The 13,056-nt window shown below is 37.0% G+C and carries 13 protein-coding genes and 1 riboswitch; of the genes, 7 read left to right on the top strand and 6 right to left on the bottom strand.

Features of this window, described 5'->3' with window-relative positions; genetic code table 11:
* Nucleotides 1-131: 131 nt before the first annotated feature.
* Both arcA and AT683_RS00565 read left to right on the top strand, forming a co-directional pair.
* Complete coding sequence (gene arcA, locus AT683_RS00560; RefSeq protein WP_015701912.1) at nucleotides 132-842, top strand: two-component system response regulator ArcA; 711 nt, start codon at nucleotides 132-134, stop codon at nucleotides 840-842.
* Between the two features lie 176 nt (nucleotides 843-1,018).
* A riboswitch (glycine riboswitch) is annotated at nucleotides 1,019-1,129 on the top strand.
* Between the two features lie 111 nt (nucleotides 1,130-1,240).
* Nucleotides 1,241-2,611 (top strand): alanine/glycine:cation symporter family protein, encoded by a 1,371-nt coding sequence (locus AT683_RS00565; RefSeq protein WP_038440319.1) that lies wholly within the window; start codon nucleotides 1,241-1,243, stop codon nucleotides 2,609-2,611.
* 58 nt (nucleotides 2,612-2,669) lie between these two features.
* Here AT683_RS00565 and AT683_RS00570 read toward each other — a convergent pair whose 3' ends face one another.
* Together AT683_RS00570 and ispB are read right to left on the bottom strand one after the other, a co-directional pair.
* Nucleotides 2,670-3,407, bottom strand: coding sequence for an epoxyqueuosine reductase QueH (locus AT683_RS00570; RefSeq protein ID WP_044331057.1), 738 nt, complete (start codon nucleotides 3,405-3,407; stop codon nucleotides 2,670-2,672).
* A 50-nt stretch (nucleotides 3,408-3,457) separates the two neighbouring features.
* Nucleotides 3,458-4,447, bottom strand: coding sequence for an octaprenyl diphosphate synthase (gene ispB, locus AT683_RS00575; protein WP_006995542.1), 990 nt, complete (start codon nucleotides 4,445-4,447; stop codon nucleotides 3,458-3,460).
* Nucleotides 4,448-4,659: 212 nt separating this feature from the next.
* Here ispB and rplU point away from each other — a divergent pair, with 212 nt between their 5' ends.
* The 4 genes from rplU to cgtA all read left to right on the top strand — a co-directional run bounded on the left by rplU (nucleotide 4,660) and on the right by cgtA (nucleotide 7,451).
* A complete protein-coding gene (rplU, locus tag AT683_RS00580) occupies nucleotides 4,660-4,971 on the top strand; it encodes a 50S ribosomal protein L21 (protein ID WP_005626416.1) in 312 nt (103 codons plus the stop codon).
* 20 nt (nucleotides 4,972-4,991) lie between these two features.
* Nucleotides 4,992-5,249: a 50S ribosomal protein L27 gene (gene rpmA, locus AT683_RS00585; protein WP_005539872.1), complete on the top strand. Its 258-nt coding sequence runs from the start codon at nucleotides 4,992-4,994 to the stop codon at nucleotides 5,247-5,249.
* 81 nt (nucleotides 5,250-5,330) lie between these two features.
* Nucleotides 5,331-6,251 carry a DMT family transporter gene (locus tag AT683_RS00590; RefSeq protein WP_005659066.1) on the top strand — a complete coding sequence of 307 codons (921 nt, stop codon included), beginning with the start codon at nucleotides 5,331-5,333 and terminating at the stop codon, nucleotides 6,249-6,251.
* 27 nt (nucleotides 6,252-6,278) lie between these two features.
* Nucleotides 6,279-7,451: an Obg family GTPase CgtA gene (gene cgtA / locus AT683_RS00595; protein ID WP_005659064.1), complete on the top strand. Its 1,173-nt coding sequence runs from the start codon at nucleotides 6,279-6,281 to the stop codon at nucleotides 7,449-7,451.
* Nucleotides 7,452-7,520: 69 nt separating this feature from the next.
* Here the strand turns inward: cgtA and ndk are convergent, their stop codons facing one another.
* The 4 genes from ndk to glnA all read right to left on the bottom strand — a co-directional run bounded on the left by ndk (nucleotide 7,521) and on the right by glnA (nucleotide 11,876).
* Nucleotides 7,521-7,943, bottom strand: coding sequence for a nucleoside-diphosphate kinase (gene ndk, locus AT683_RS00600; protein ID WP_005659061.1), 423 nt, complete (start codon nucleotides 7,941-7,943; stop codon nucleotides 7,521-7,523).
* Nucleotides 7,944-7,952: 9 nt separating this feature from the next.
* Nucleotides 7,953-9,257: an aminopeptidase PepB gene (pepB, locus tag AT683_RS00605; RefSeq protein ID WP_038440322.1), complete on the bottom strand. Its 1,305-nt coding sequence runs from the start codon at nucleotides 9,255-9,257 to the stop codon at nucleotides 7,953-7,955.
* A gap of 76 nt (nucleotides 9,258-9,333) precedes the next feature.
* The gene (rfbB, locus tag AT683_RS00610) at nucleotides 9,334-10,377 is read right to left on the bottom strand and encodes a dTDP-glucose 4,6-dehydratase (RefSeq protein WP_038440323.1); all 1,044 of its coding nucleotides are present in this window, start codon (nucleotides 10,375-10,377) and stop codon (nucleotides 9,334-9,336) included.
* Between the two features lie 86 nt (nucleotides 10,378-10,463).
* The gene (gene glnA, locus AT683_RS00615) at nucleotides 10,464-11,876 is read right to left on the bottom strand and encodes a glutamate--ammonia ligase (protein WP_011272255.1); all 1,413 of its coding nucleotides are present in this window, start codon (nucleotides 11,874-11,876) and stop codon (nucleotides 10,464-10,466) included.
* A 146-nt stretch (nucleotides 11,877-12,022) separates the two neighbouring features.
* Here glnA and AT683_RS00620 point away from each other — a divergent pair, with 146 nt between their 5' ends.
* Nucleotides 12,023-13,039 carry an alpha-2,3-sialyltransferase gene (locus tag AT683_RS00620; RefSeq protein WP_058222142.1) on the top strand — a complete coding sequence of 339 codons (1,017 nt, stop codon included), beginning with the start codon at nucleotides 12,023-12,025 and terminating at the stop codon, nucleotides 13,037-13,039.
* The last annotated feature ends 17 nt before the right edge of the window (nucleotides 13,040-13,056 follow it).

Consider the following 13,056-nt stretch of genomic DNA (forward strand, 5'->3'; position numbering starts at 1 on the left):
AAACTATGATTTAGATCACAAAAAGGAAAATCAGGTAAAAAATCACCGCACTTTTTTATTGTTACAATAATGTTGCACAGATAGAATGATAGCTTTGATAGCATACGCCAAAATAAGTATAAGGATGGAAAATGACTACTCCAAAAATTCTCGTTGTTGAAGATGAAATTGTCACTCGAAATACGCTTAAAGGGATTTTTGAAGCGGAAGGATATGATGTGTTTGAAGCAGAAAATGGTGTTGAAATGCATCATATATTGGCAAATCATAATATTAATTTGGTTGTGATGGATATTAATTTACCAGGTAAAAACGGCTTATTATTGGCAAGAGAACTCCGTGAAGAATTAAGCTTACCTCTTATTTTTTTAACTGGTCGAGATAATGAAGTGGATAAAATTTTAGGTCTGGAAATTGGTGCCGACGATTATTTAACCAAACCTTTTAACCCTAGAGAACTGACTATCCGCGCACGTAATCTATTGCATCGCACAATGCCGCATCAAGAAAAAGAAAATACATTTGGTCGAGAATTCTATCGTTTTAATGGTTGGAAATTAGACCTAAATAGCCACAGTTTAATTACACCAGAAGGACAAGAATTCAAACTTCCTCGCAGTGAATTTCGTGCAATGTTACATTTCTGTGAAAATCCAGGAAAATTGCAAACGCGCGAAGAATTGCTGAAAAAAATGACGGGACGAGAGTTAAAACCTCAGGATCGTACCGTAGATGTCACAATTCGACGTATCAGAAAACATTTTGAAGATCATCCAAATACTCCAAATATCATTATGACTATACATGGAGAAGGCTATCGTTTTTGTGGAGATATTGAATAAAGTGATTTTTCTACAGAAAAATTCCTTTTTGAAATTCACTTCCTGTTTTGTTAGAATTCGCACACTTTTCAATATCTAATGGAAAGTGAGTTCGGATGAAGGTAGCTGGAGAGCGGGGAATTGACCCCACACCGACGATGTAAAATCTTTCAGGTGCGATGGCAGGGACTGTTACTGGACGAACCCTTGGAGAGATCCATTTTAGAAATGGACGCCGAAGGCGCAAAAGAGCGGTTAATTTTTCAATCGTTTTTCAAACGCTCAGGCAAAAGGACAGGGGCAAAAGACAATCTATTGTAAGTGTGGAAATTATTTATTTTTTACGGCACTTTCTTTTCCATTGTATCTTTTCGTCTTCTTGTCGTGTTTATTTTTGATTTAAACGACGAGGAATCACAATGACAATTGAGTCAATTCTTTCAGCTATTGATAGCTTTATTTGGGGTGCACCTCTACTCATACTCTTATCGGGCACGGGGCTCTATTTAACGTTACGCTTAGGCTTTATTCAAATTCGCTATTTACCACGTGCACTAGGTTATTTATTTAAAAAAGATAAAGGTGGAAAGGGGGACGTTTCCTCTTTTGCCGCACTTTGTACTGCATTAGCAGCAACAATTGGAACGGGTAATATTGTGGGCGTGGCAACTGCGGTACAAGCAGGTGGGCCAGGGGCTATTTTTTGGATGTGGCTGGTTGCTTTGTTAGGAATGGCAACAAAATATGCTGAATGTTTACTCGCGGTTAAATACCGTGTTCGCGATAAAAATGGCTTTATGGCTGGCGGCCCGATGTATTACATTGAACGTGGACTAGGTATCAAATGGTTAGCAAAATTATTTGCATTATTTGGTGTGATGGTGGCCTTTTTCGGGATCGGCACATTCCCACAGGTCAATGCGATTACCCATGCAATGCAAGATACTTTTAATATTCCAGTTTTAGTTACTGCAATTATTGTGACGCTTTTAGTCGGCTTAATTATTCTTGGCGGTGTAAAACGTATTGCAACCGCATCATCGGTAATTGTGCCGTTTATGGCGATTTTATACGTCACGACTTCACTGGTTATTATCCTTTTAAATATAGAAAAAGTACCAGATGCGATTTTATTGATTATTGATAGTGCTTTTGATCCGCAAGCTGCGCTAGGTGGGGCTGTTGGCTTTACCGTAATGAAGGCTATTCAATCAGGCGTTGCACGCGGCATTTTCTCCAATGAATCAGGTTTAGGAAGCGCACCAATTGCAGCTGCAGCGGCACAAACTCGTGAACCTGTTCGACAAGGCTTAATTTCCATGACAGGTACATTCTTAGATACCATCATCGTCTGTACAATGACAGGTATTGTATTGGTATTAACGGGAGCGTGGAACAATCCTGAATTAGCGGGTGCTACCGTCACAAACTATGCCTTTGCACAAGGTTTAGGCACATCAATTGGTGCAACGATTGTAACAGTTGGTTTATTATTTTTTGCATTCACGACTATTTTAGGTTGGTGTTACTACGGTGAACGTTGCTTTGTTTATCTCGTCGGTATTCGTGGCGTAAAACTATATCGTCTAGCTTATATTATGTTGGTTGGTTTAGGGGCATTCTTACACTTAAATTTAATATGGATTATCGCCGATATTGTAAATGGTTTGATGGCTTTCCCAAATCTTATCGCGCTTATTGGATTGCGAAAAGTGATCATTGAAGAAACAAAAGATTATTTTCAACGTTTAAAAATTAATCATTATGATCAAGATGAAGTGATAAAATAGTGAAATAAAAGGTGCTGTTCAGCAAATTCTGTGAAACAACACCTTTATTTTTCTATTTTTAATCAGCACTATAATACAATTTTCCGATTTCAATTTTTTGACGACCCGTCTCTTCTCGCCATTTATTACTATCACGTAAAGAATACACACAACCGCAATATTCCTGTTGATAAAACCGCTCACGCTTACTAATTTCAATCATGCGTTGCGAGCCACCTTCTTTTCGCCAGTTATAATCCCAATAAATAACATCATCATATTTTTCCGCCGCACGATGTCCACAGCCATTGATTTGATTCATATCTTTCCAGCGAGAAATTCCCAAGCAACTAGTAAATACAGGGAAACCATGTTCATGAGCATATTCAGCAGCTTTTTCAAAGCGCATATCAAAACACATTGTGCAGCGAATACCTCTTTCAGGCTCCCATTCCATACCCTTAGCACGATCAAACCAATTTTGACGATCGTAATCAGCATCAATAAATGGAATACCAAATTTTTTTGCAAAACGGATATTTTCTTCTTTACGAATCAAATATTCTTTGAGTGGATGAATGTTTGGATTATAAAAATAAATTGTAAATTCAATGCCTGATGCAAGAATTGCTTCCATCACTTCGCCAGAGCAAGGCGCACAACAAGAATGCAAAAGGAGCTTATTGTGTCCATCTGGCAACTCAAGTTTTTCACGAATAAAAGGTGCGTTAGGATCCTTACGGATTTTTTGTTTTCGCGGTTTAGCTTGAAAATTGACCGCACTTTTTTCTAGTTTAGGTTGAAGTTCTGTATTCATAAAGTTTAATTAAAATTAATGGGTATCAAGTATATAAGCTAAATTATAGACTAATAATTTCTATCTACAGACAAATATGCCAATGAAATCAACGCTTGTTTATATTCACTTTCTGGCAAAATTTCGATTGCATCCACTGCTTTTTGAGCCTCTTCTTTTGCACGATTCATTGCGTAATCTAAAGACTTATGCTCAGTCATAATAGCTAATACTTCATCAATTGCTTCACGTTTACCACCTTGCTCAATCGCTTCGCGAATTAAAGCTGCCTGTTGAGCATTTCCATGACGCATAGCGTGTAGTAGAGGAAGGGTTGGTTTTCCTTCAGCTAAATCATCGCCTACATTTTTACCTAGAGCTTGTGCATTTGCACTATAATCCAATACATCATCCACGAGCTGAAATGCAGTGCCAAGATAACGCCCATAATCTTGTAAAGCCTTTTCTTGAGCTTCTGTTCCACCGGCGACAATTGCCGCAGCCTGACCAGCCACTTCAAACAAACGGGCAGTTTTGCTATAAATTACACGCATATAATTAGCTTCGCTCGTTTCGGGATCATTAACATTCATTAACTGCTGAACTTCGCCTTCCGCTAAAACATTAGTCGCATCAGCCATAATACTTAAAATTTTTAATGATTCTAACTGTGCAACTAATTGAAATGCACGCGTATAAATAAAATCGCCTACCAACACACTCGCCGCATTGCCAAATTCAGCATTCGCCGTAGCACGCCCACGACGCATATCAGACTCATCTACGACATCATCGTGTAACAAAGAAGCGGTATGAATAAATTCAACAAAAGTAGCACAAGTAATTGAATTAGATCCTTCAAACCCTAAAGATCGTGCTGCGAGAACTGCGATCAACGGGCGGATCCGCTTACCACCACCTTGAACAATATAAAAACCTAACTGTCCTATTAGCGGTACATCTGAATTAAGCTGAGCAAGAATATTTTGATTAACTTTTTGCATATCTGGATCTGCAAGTTTCTGGATCTCGTCTATGCTCATAAGATCTTGTTTCTTCATTTTTCATCATTTATCAGTCAAAAGTGCGGTGCATTTTACCCGAATTTTCAGACTTTCTGAAATCAATCCGCAAATGAAGGGAATTTTTTTATTTTATTATAAATAAATTCTTGCCATAGGTAGGATTTTTCCGTAGAATTTGCGACCTATTTATATGAATTTTTAAGTGTGGACTGCTAAGAAGCAGGAAAACACAATTAAGCGGAGTATTTATGTACGCAGTTTTCCAAAGTGGCGGTAAACAACACCGTGTGAGCGAAGGTCAAGTTGTTCGTTTAGAAAAACTTGAACTTGCAACTGGCGCAACAGTTGAGTTCGATTCTGTGTTGATGGTCGTTAATGGTGAAGATGTTAAAATTGGTGCACCAGTAGTTGCTGGCGCAAAAGTAGTGGCTGAAGTAGTTGCACAAGGTCGTGGCGAGAAAGTTAAAATCGTTAAATTCCGTCGTCGCAAACACAGCCGTAAACAACAAGGTCATCGTCAGTGGTTCACAGAAGTGAAAATCACTGGGATTCAAGCATAATTTCAGAGGAGATCAAGTAGATGGCAACTAAAAAAGCTGGTGGTTCAACTCGTAACGGTCGCGATTCTGAAGCTAAACGCCTTGGTGTTAAACGTTTCGGTGGCGAATCTGTATTAGCAGGTAGCATTATTGTTCGCCAACGTGGTACTAAATTCCACGCAGGTAACAACGTAGGAATGGGAAGAGATCACACCTTATTCGCAACCGCAGATGGTAAAGTTAAATTTGAAGTAAAAGGCGAGAAAAGCCGTAAATACGTAAGTATTGTTACTGAATAATTTAAAATCTATTCCATTGAAACGCCCTACAAATTTTGTGGGGCGTTTTGTCTTTCTTAATTTCACATAAGTGAGAACGCAATGAAACAACAACCTTTACTAGGCTTTACCTTTGCGCTTATTACCGCTATGGCTTGGGGGTCATTGCCTATTGCCTTGAAACAAGTTTTGTCTGTAATGAATGCGCAAACTATCGTATGGTATCGTTTCATTATTGCTGCAGTTTCATTATTGGCTTTACTTGCTTATAAAAAACAATTACCTGAGTTAATGAAAGTTCGCCAATATGCGTGGATTATGCTTATTGGAGTAATTGGTCTTACCAGCAATTTTCTATTATTTAGTAGCTCGCTGAATTACATTGAACCGTCAGTTGCACAAATTTTTATTCATTTATCCTCTTTTGGAATGCTCATCTGTGGTGTACTGATTTTCAAAGAAAAATTAGGGTTGCACCAAAAGATCGGACTTTTCTTATTATTAATTGGTTTAGGCTTATTCTTTAATGATCGTTTTGATGCATTTGCTGGACTAAATCAGTATTCAACAGGTGTCATTTTAGGTGTAGGGGGTGCTCTTATTTGGGTCGCTTATGGAATGGCGCAAAAATTAATGTTACGTAAATTTAATTCACAACAAATCTTGCTAATGATGTATTTAGGTTGTGCCATAGCCTTTATGCCGATGGCTGAATTCTCGCAAGTACAAGAACTCACACCTTTAGCTCTGATTTGTTTTATTTACTGCTGTTTAAATACCTTAATTGGATACGGCTCTTATGCGGAAGCACTTAATCGTTGGGATGTATCAAAAGTCAGTGTTGTTATCACACTTGTACCTCTTTTCACAATTCTATTTTCCCATATTGCGCATTATTTTAGCCCAACAGATTTCGCGGCACCAGAATTGAATAATATTAGCTATATTGGTGCATTTGTTGTAGTATGCGGGGCAATTTTATCCGCGATTGGACATAAATTATTACCGCATAAAACTCATTAAAGTGCGGTTTATTTTGGAGAAGTTTTAATGAAATTTATTGATGAATCCCTTATTCGAATTGAGGCTGGAGATGGTGGCAACGGTTGCGTAAGTTTCCGTCGAGAGAAATTTATACCGAAAGGTGGCCCTGATGGTGGTGACGGTGGCGATGGTGGCGATGTCTATTTACAGGCTGATGAAAACCTCAATACCTTAATTGACTACCGTTTTAATAAACGCTTTGCCGCAGAGCGTGGTGAGAATGGACGGAGTTCAGATTGTACAGGACGTCGCGGTAAAGATATTATTTTACCTGTTCCCGTAGGAACTCGCGCTATTGATAATGATACCAAAGAAACCTTGGGAGATTTAACCCAACACGGTCAAAAAATGTTGGTAGCCAAAGGTGGTTATCACGGTTTAGGGAATACCCGTTTCAAATCATCGGTAAACCGTGCACCGCGTCAAAAAACAATGGGAACACCGGGTGAAAAACGCGATTTATTATTGGAATTAATGCTACTTGCTGATGTGGGAATGCTCGGTTTTCCTAATGCAGGTAAATCCACTTTTATTCGTGCCGTTTCAGCCGCCAAACCAAAAGTTGCAGATTATCCATTTACTACCTTAGTACCAAGTCTCGGTGTTGTGAAAGTAGACGATTCGCACAGTTTCGTAGTCGCTGATATTCCTGGATTAATTGAGGGCGCAGCAGATGGTGCAGGGCTAGGAATTCGCTTTTTAAAACATTTAGAACGTTGTAGAGTGCTTATTCATTTAGTTGATATAGCCCCAATTGATGGATCTAATCCAGCAGATAATGTCGCTATTATTGAATCTGAACTTTTCCAATACAGTGAAAAATTATCAGAAAAGCCACGTTGGTTAGTATTCAATAAAATTGATACGATGAGCGATGAAGAAGCTGAAGAGCGAGTTCGAGAAATCACTGAACAATTAGGTTGGGAAGAAGACTATTACCTGATTTCAGCTGCAACAGGGAAAAATGTTCCGCCACTTTGTCGTGATATTATGGACTTTATCATAGCAAATCCACGCGAAGCTGAAATACAACAAGTTGCACCTGAAGAAGTGAAATTCAAATGGGAAGATTATCATCAAGAACAACTAGCGGAGCATCAATTTGATGATGACGAAGATTGGGATGATGATTGGACTGAAGAAGATGATGAAGGAATTGAGTTCATCTATAAACCTTAAGAAAGTCTAATTTTGTAAGCATTAAAAATTTAAAAGCACCTAAAACTTTTAGGTGCTTTTTGCTATCAATTAACTCTCAAAAATTTCACAATCAGTAAAGAAATAAGCAATTTCACGATTTGCATTTTCTATACTATCTGATCCGTGAACCGAATTCTCACGCTGACTTAATGCAAAATCTTTACGAATTGTCCCTTCTTCTGCAGTTTCTGGATTAGTTGTACCAATCAAAGTGCGGTAATCTTTCACTGCATTTTCTTTTTCAAGAACAGAAACCACTATCGGCGAAGACATCATATATTCAACTAAAGGCGCAAAAAATTCTTTGCCTTGATGCTCTGCATAAAAGCCTTCAGCCTGCTCACGAGTTAGGCGTACCATTTTAGAGGCTATGATTTTAAAGCCATTTTGCTCAAAACGAGTTAAGATTGCTCCAATTAGATTACGCTTTACCGCATCAGGTTTAATAATCGAAAAAGTTCTTTCTGTCATCATATCTCCTTACTTCAATGATTTTGATAACATTAAATTTGCTAAAGTTTGCACACCAATCCCTGTCGCCCCAACAGCCCATAAATCACTACTAGATTTACGATAAGTTGCGGAACAATCAATATGCAACCAATTTTGTTGATAATTTTTTACAAAATACGATAAAAATGCCGTTGCTGTACTTGCCCCCGCCCCAACTGGAACAGAACCAATATTAGCAATATCTGCAAAAGATGAATTAATTTGTGAGCGATGAAAATCTTCAAATGGTAAACGCCAGAAAGGTTCATTTTCTTCTTGTGCTGATTGGAAAAGATTCTTCACGAGATCATCATCCATAGATAATACCGAATGATAGTCATTTCCTACAGCCATTTTTGCTGCGCCAGTTAAAGTTGCACAATCAATAATAAAATTTGGATTTTGGTTGTCCGCTTCAATCAATCCATCAGCCAACACCAAACGCCCTTCCGCATCAGTATTCAGCACTTCTGCTGTCACGCCATTTTTATAAGTAATAATATCGCCTAGTTTAAAGGCATTATTGCTTATCAAATTCTCTGCGCAACATAAATACAGTTTAACGCGTTGATTTAATCCGCGAGCGATAGCGAAACCTAAAGCCCCCGTTAATAATGCTGCCCCACCCATATCGGTTCGCATTGTGCTCATTCCATCACTTGGTTTGATACTGTAGCCGCCACTGTCAAAAGTAATCCCCTTACCAACTAAACAAGCTAACACTGGCGCATTCGGATCTTGTGTTGGATTGAAATCAAGTTGCAACATAGCTGGCAAGTTAGCTGAGCCTTTACCCACAGTCCAAATTCCGTGATAACCTTGTTGCTCAAGTTCCTCACCAGAAATAATCTTAAAACTTACCGCACTTTTTTCATTATAAATATCAGCTTGGTTTAAGATAAATTCAGCCGCACGTTCTGCTAATTTTACTGGTGTTAGGCTTTGTGCTGGCTCATTAATAATCCCACGCACAAAATCGCCACATTCGATACGCGCTAATAATTCATCTTGTAGATCATGATCCAAATGAGGAAACTCAATCCCGTAATCTTGTTTTGCGGTATAAAAACCTTGATAAAACGCCCAGCAAAATTCTAAATCCCATTCTTCACCGAGCAATTCCACATTTTTAATTCCCTGCCCACGCAATTTACGAGCAGCTTGTTGAACTAAAGTGCGGTCAGTTTTTTCATTATTTTTTAAATGAATTGTTGCTTTATTAGAGTCAAAGCTCAAAATAGCATTTTTTCCCCAAGCATCATTCGCTAAGTTATTTGAAAGTGTAATTTGCATATTTATTCCCCCATGTATAAACAAAATAAATTTAGAAACTATACCAGCTTTATTTCTAATAGTTAATTATTTGACCTTATTCACTCACTTTTTGACACCATTCTTGATGATTTAAATACCAAATTACCGTTTTTCTTAATCCCGATTCAAAAGTTTCTTTAGGTATCCAGCCTAGTTTATGATTGATTTTACTTGTATCAAGCGCATAACGAAGATCGTGACCTGGTCTATCTTGCACATAGCAAATTAAATCTTCATATTTATCAATATGTTTTGGTTTATTAGGTAAAAATTCTTCCAGCAAAGAACAAATAGAACGCACTACATCAATATTGGACTTTTCATTATTTCCGCCAATATTATAGGTTTCCCCAATATTTCCTTTCATCAAAACGTTATATAGTGCATCAATATGATCTTCAACAAATAACCAATCTCTAATTTGCAAACCATCGCCATAAATAGGCAGTGTTTTTCCCTCTATCGCATTTAAAATCATCAATGGAATTAATTTTTCAGGGTACTGATACGGGCCATAATTATTTGAACTATGTGTAATAATTGTCGGTAACCCATATGTTCTATACCAAGCCTGCACGAGATGATCGCTTGCCGCCTTTGAAGCAGAATAAGGGCTGCTAGGTTTATAAGCTGATGTTTCAGTAAATAAACCCTCATTACTTTTTAAATCCCCATAAACTTCATCGGTGGAAATATGTAAGAATCGGAAGCTGGATTTTTTTTGATTATCTAAACGATGCCAGTAATCTAGAGTTGATTCAAGTAGGCAGTAAGTGCCTACAATATTGGTTTGTATAAACTCCGAAGAAGCATTTATAGAACGATCAACATGGCTTTCAGCGGCAAGATGGATAACAGCATCAGGTTGATATTGTGAAAAAATATAAGACAACGCTTTAGTATCACAAATATCTGCTTGTACAAAAGCATAACGTGGATGGTTTCCTACGGTTTTAAGTGAGGCTAAATTTCCTGCATAAGTCAGCTTATCAACATTTACGATTTTATTATGTGTCTTTTCAAGAAGATAATGGACAAGCGCAGAACCAATAAACCCCGCTCCACCAGTCACTAGAATTGTTCTATTTGTATTCGACATTTTTACCCGAGTCTCGTTATAAACAATTTCAAACGAAAAGTGCGGTAAATTCTACCGCACTTTTAAAAATGATTACGTCAATGACATTACGCATAATACATTTCAAATTCAACTGGATGTGGTGCCATATTTAAACGTTCCACTTCTTTACGTTTGATACTGATAAACGCATCAATAAAATCTTTAGCAAATACGCCACCTTGGGTTAAAAATTCATAGTCTTTTTCTAATGAATTCAATGCTTCTTCTAAAGAGCTTGCAACAGCTGGAATATCTTTTAATTCTTCTGGAGGAAGATCGTAAAGATTTTTATCCATCGCATCGCCTGGGTGGATTTTGTTTACCACGCCATCAAGACCTGCCATTAATAATGCAGCAAATGCTAAATATGGGTTTGCCAATGGATCTGGGAAACGCGCTTCTACGCGAATCGCTTTCGGATTGGTTACAGCAGGAATACGAATTGAGGCTGAACGATTGCTTGCAGAGTAAGCCAACAATACTGGTGCTTCATAACCAGGCACTAAACGTTTATATGAATTAGTACTTGGATTAGTGAACGCATTTAAGGCTTTAGCGTGCTTAATGATACCGCCGATGTAGTAAAGTGCGGTTTCAGAAAGGCCTGCATATTTATCGCCTTGGAAAATATTTTTTCCGTCTTTACTTAACGACATATTACAGTGCATACCCGAACCATTATCTCCAGTAATTGGTTTTGGCATAAAACACGCCGTTTTACCATGCTCCAATGCCACATTTTGCACCACATATTTATAGATTTGAGTTTCATCCGCTTTTAAAGTTAGCGTATTGAATTTAGTCGCAATTTCGTTTTGCCCTGCAGTAGCCACTTCATGATGATGGGCTTCGATGACTAATCCCATTTCTTCTAAAATCAAGCACATTTCAGAACGAATATCGTGCGCACTATCAATCGGTGCAACGGCACAATATCCACCTTTTTTCAATGGGCGATAAGCGTTATTGCCTTCTTCATATTTTTTATTCGTGTTCCAAGCAGCTTCTATATCATCAATAGAAAAAGACGCTTTATTCATTGATACATTAAAACGCACATCATCAAATAAGAAGAATTCAGGCTCTGGACCAAAAAAAGCTTGATCAGCAATACCTGTTGAACGCATATAATTTTCTGCACGAATTGCAATAGAGCGCGGATCGCGATCATAGCTTTGCATTGTCGTTGGTTCATAAACACTACAACGAATAGAAAGTGTCGGAATTTGTGCGAATGGATCGACAACCGCCGTTTCAGCTATTGGCATAAGCAACATATCGGCTTTATTAATGGTTTTCCAACCTTCAACAGAGGAGCCATCAAACATCTTGCCGTCTTCAAACATATCTTCATCAACAAGGCTAACTGGGATAGAAACACCATGTTCTTTACCTTTAATGTCAGTAAAACGAAGCAATACAAACCTAATATCATTCTCTTCGATCAATTTAAACACGGAAGCAATGGCATTTGACATAGTAGATCCTCTTTCTATATAAAAAATTAAGGAAGTATTATAGTCTAATCAAATTAGACTTTCATTAGATTTGTTGTGGCGTTATAGTAAAAAGCACAGAAAGCCTGTATAATAGCTACTATTAAAAATAAGTTATATTTTATTCAATGAACGGTACAATATGCCCAATCAATCAATCAATCAATCAATCAATCAATCAATCAATCAATCAATCAATCAATCAATCAATCAATCAATCAATCAATCAATCAATCAATCAATCAATCAATCAATCAAAGCCTGTCATTATTGCAGGTAATGGAACAAGTTTAAAATCAATTGACTATAGTTTATTACCTAAAGATTATGATGTTTTCCGTTGCAATCAATTTTATTTTGAGGATCATTATTTTCTTGGTAAGAAAATAAAAAAGGTATTTTTTAATTGTTCTGTAATTTTTGAACAATACTATACGTTTATGCAATTAATTAAAAATAATGAATATGAATATGCTGATATTATTCTATCATCTTTTCTGAATTTAGGGGATTCAGAATTAAAGAAAATCCAGCGTTTAGAAAAATTACTACCACAAATCGATCTTGGTCATAGCTATTTAAAAAAACTACGAGCTTTTGATGCTCATTTACAATATCACGAACTATATGAGAATAAGAGGATTACATCAGGCGTTTATATGTGTGCAGTGGCAACTGCTATGGGTTATAAAGATCTTTATTTGACAGGCATTGATTTTTATCAAGAAAAAGGGAATCCTTACGCATTTCATCATCAAAAAGAAAATATTATTAAATTATTACCTTCTTTTTCACAAAATAAAAGTCAAAATGATATCCATTCTATGGAATATGATTTAAATGCACTTTATTTCTTACAAAAACATTATGGTGTAAATATTTACTGTATTTCGCCAGAAAGTCCTCTATGTAATTATTTTCCTTTATCACCACTGAATAACCCATTTACTTTTATTCCCGAAGAAAAGAAAAATTACACACAAGATATTTTAATTCCGCCAGAGTCAGTGTATAAAAAAATTGGTATATATTCCAAACCAAGAATTTACCAAAATCTGGTTTTTCGGTTGATCTGGGATATATTACGTTTACCTAATGATATAAAAAAAGCTTTGAAAGCAAAGAAAATGAGACTACGCAAATAAACCTGAGGTATAATGCC

It is taken from the genome of Haemophilus influenzae (genome assembly GCF_001457655.1).
GTDB classification, from domain to species: domain Bacteria; phylum Pseudomonadota; class Gammaproteobacteria; order Enterobacterales; family Pasteurellaceae; genus Haemophilus; species Haemophilus influenzae.

What these genes read in the sequence shown, in the direction of transcription:
- arcA (WP_015701912.1), top strand. Translation starts at nt 132, where the DNA reads ATGACTACTCCAAAAATTCTCGTTGTTGAAGATGAAATTGTCACTCGA.
- AT683_RS00565 (WP_038440319.1), top strand. Translation starts at nt 1,241, where the DNA reads ATGACAATTGAGTCAATTCTTTCAGCTATTGATAGCTTTATTTGGGGT.
- AT683_RS00570 (WP_044331057.1), bottom strand. Translation starts at nt 3,407, where the DNA reads ATGAATACAGAACTTCAACCTAAACTAGAAAAAAGTGCGGTCAATTTT.
- ispB (WP_006995542.1), bottom strand. Translation starts at nt 4,447, where the DNA reads ATGAAGAAACAAGATCTTATGAGCATAGACGAGATCCAGAAACTTGCA.
- rplU (WP_005626416.1), top strand. Translation starts at nt 4,660, where the DNA reads ATGTACGCAGTTTTCCAAAGTGGCGGTAAACAACACCGTGTGAGCGAA.
- rpmA (WP_005539872.1), top strand. Translation starts at nt 4,992, where the DNA reads ATGGCAACTAAAAAAGCTGGTGGTTCAACTCGTAACGGTCGCGATTCT.
- AT683_RS00590 (WP_005659066.1), top strand. Translation starts at nt 5,331, where the DNA reads ATGAAACAACAACCTTTACTAGGCTTTACCTTTGCGCTTATTACCGCT.
- cgtA (WP_005659064.1), top strand. Translation starts at nt 6,279, where the DNA reads ATGAAATTTATTGATGAATCCCTTATTCGAATTGAGGCTGGAGATGGT.
- ndk (WP_005659061.1), bottom strand. Translation starts at nt 7,943, where the DNA reads ATGACAGAAAGAACTTTTTCGATTATTAAACCTGATGCGGTAAAGCGT.
- pepB (WP_038440322.1), bottom strand. Translation starts at nt 9,257, where the DNA reads ATGCAAATTACACTTTCAAATAACTTAGCGAATGATGCTTGGGGAAAA.
- rfbB (WP_038440323.1), bottom strand. Translation starts at nt 10,377, where the DNA reads ATGTCGAATACAAATAGAACAATTCTAGTGACTGGTGGAGCGGGGTTT.
- glnA (WP_011272255.1), bottom strand. Translation starts at nt 11,876, where the DNA reads ATGTCAAATGCCATTGCTTCCGTGTTTAAATTGATCGAAGAGAATGAT.
- AT683_RS00620 (WP_058222142.1), top strand. Translation starts at nt 12,023, where the DNA reads ATGAACGGTACAATATGCCCAATCAATCAATCAATCAATCAATCAATC.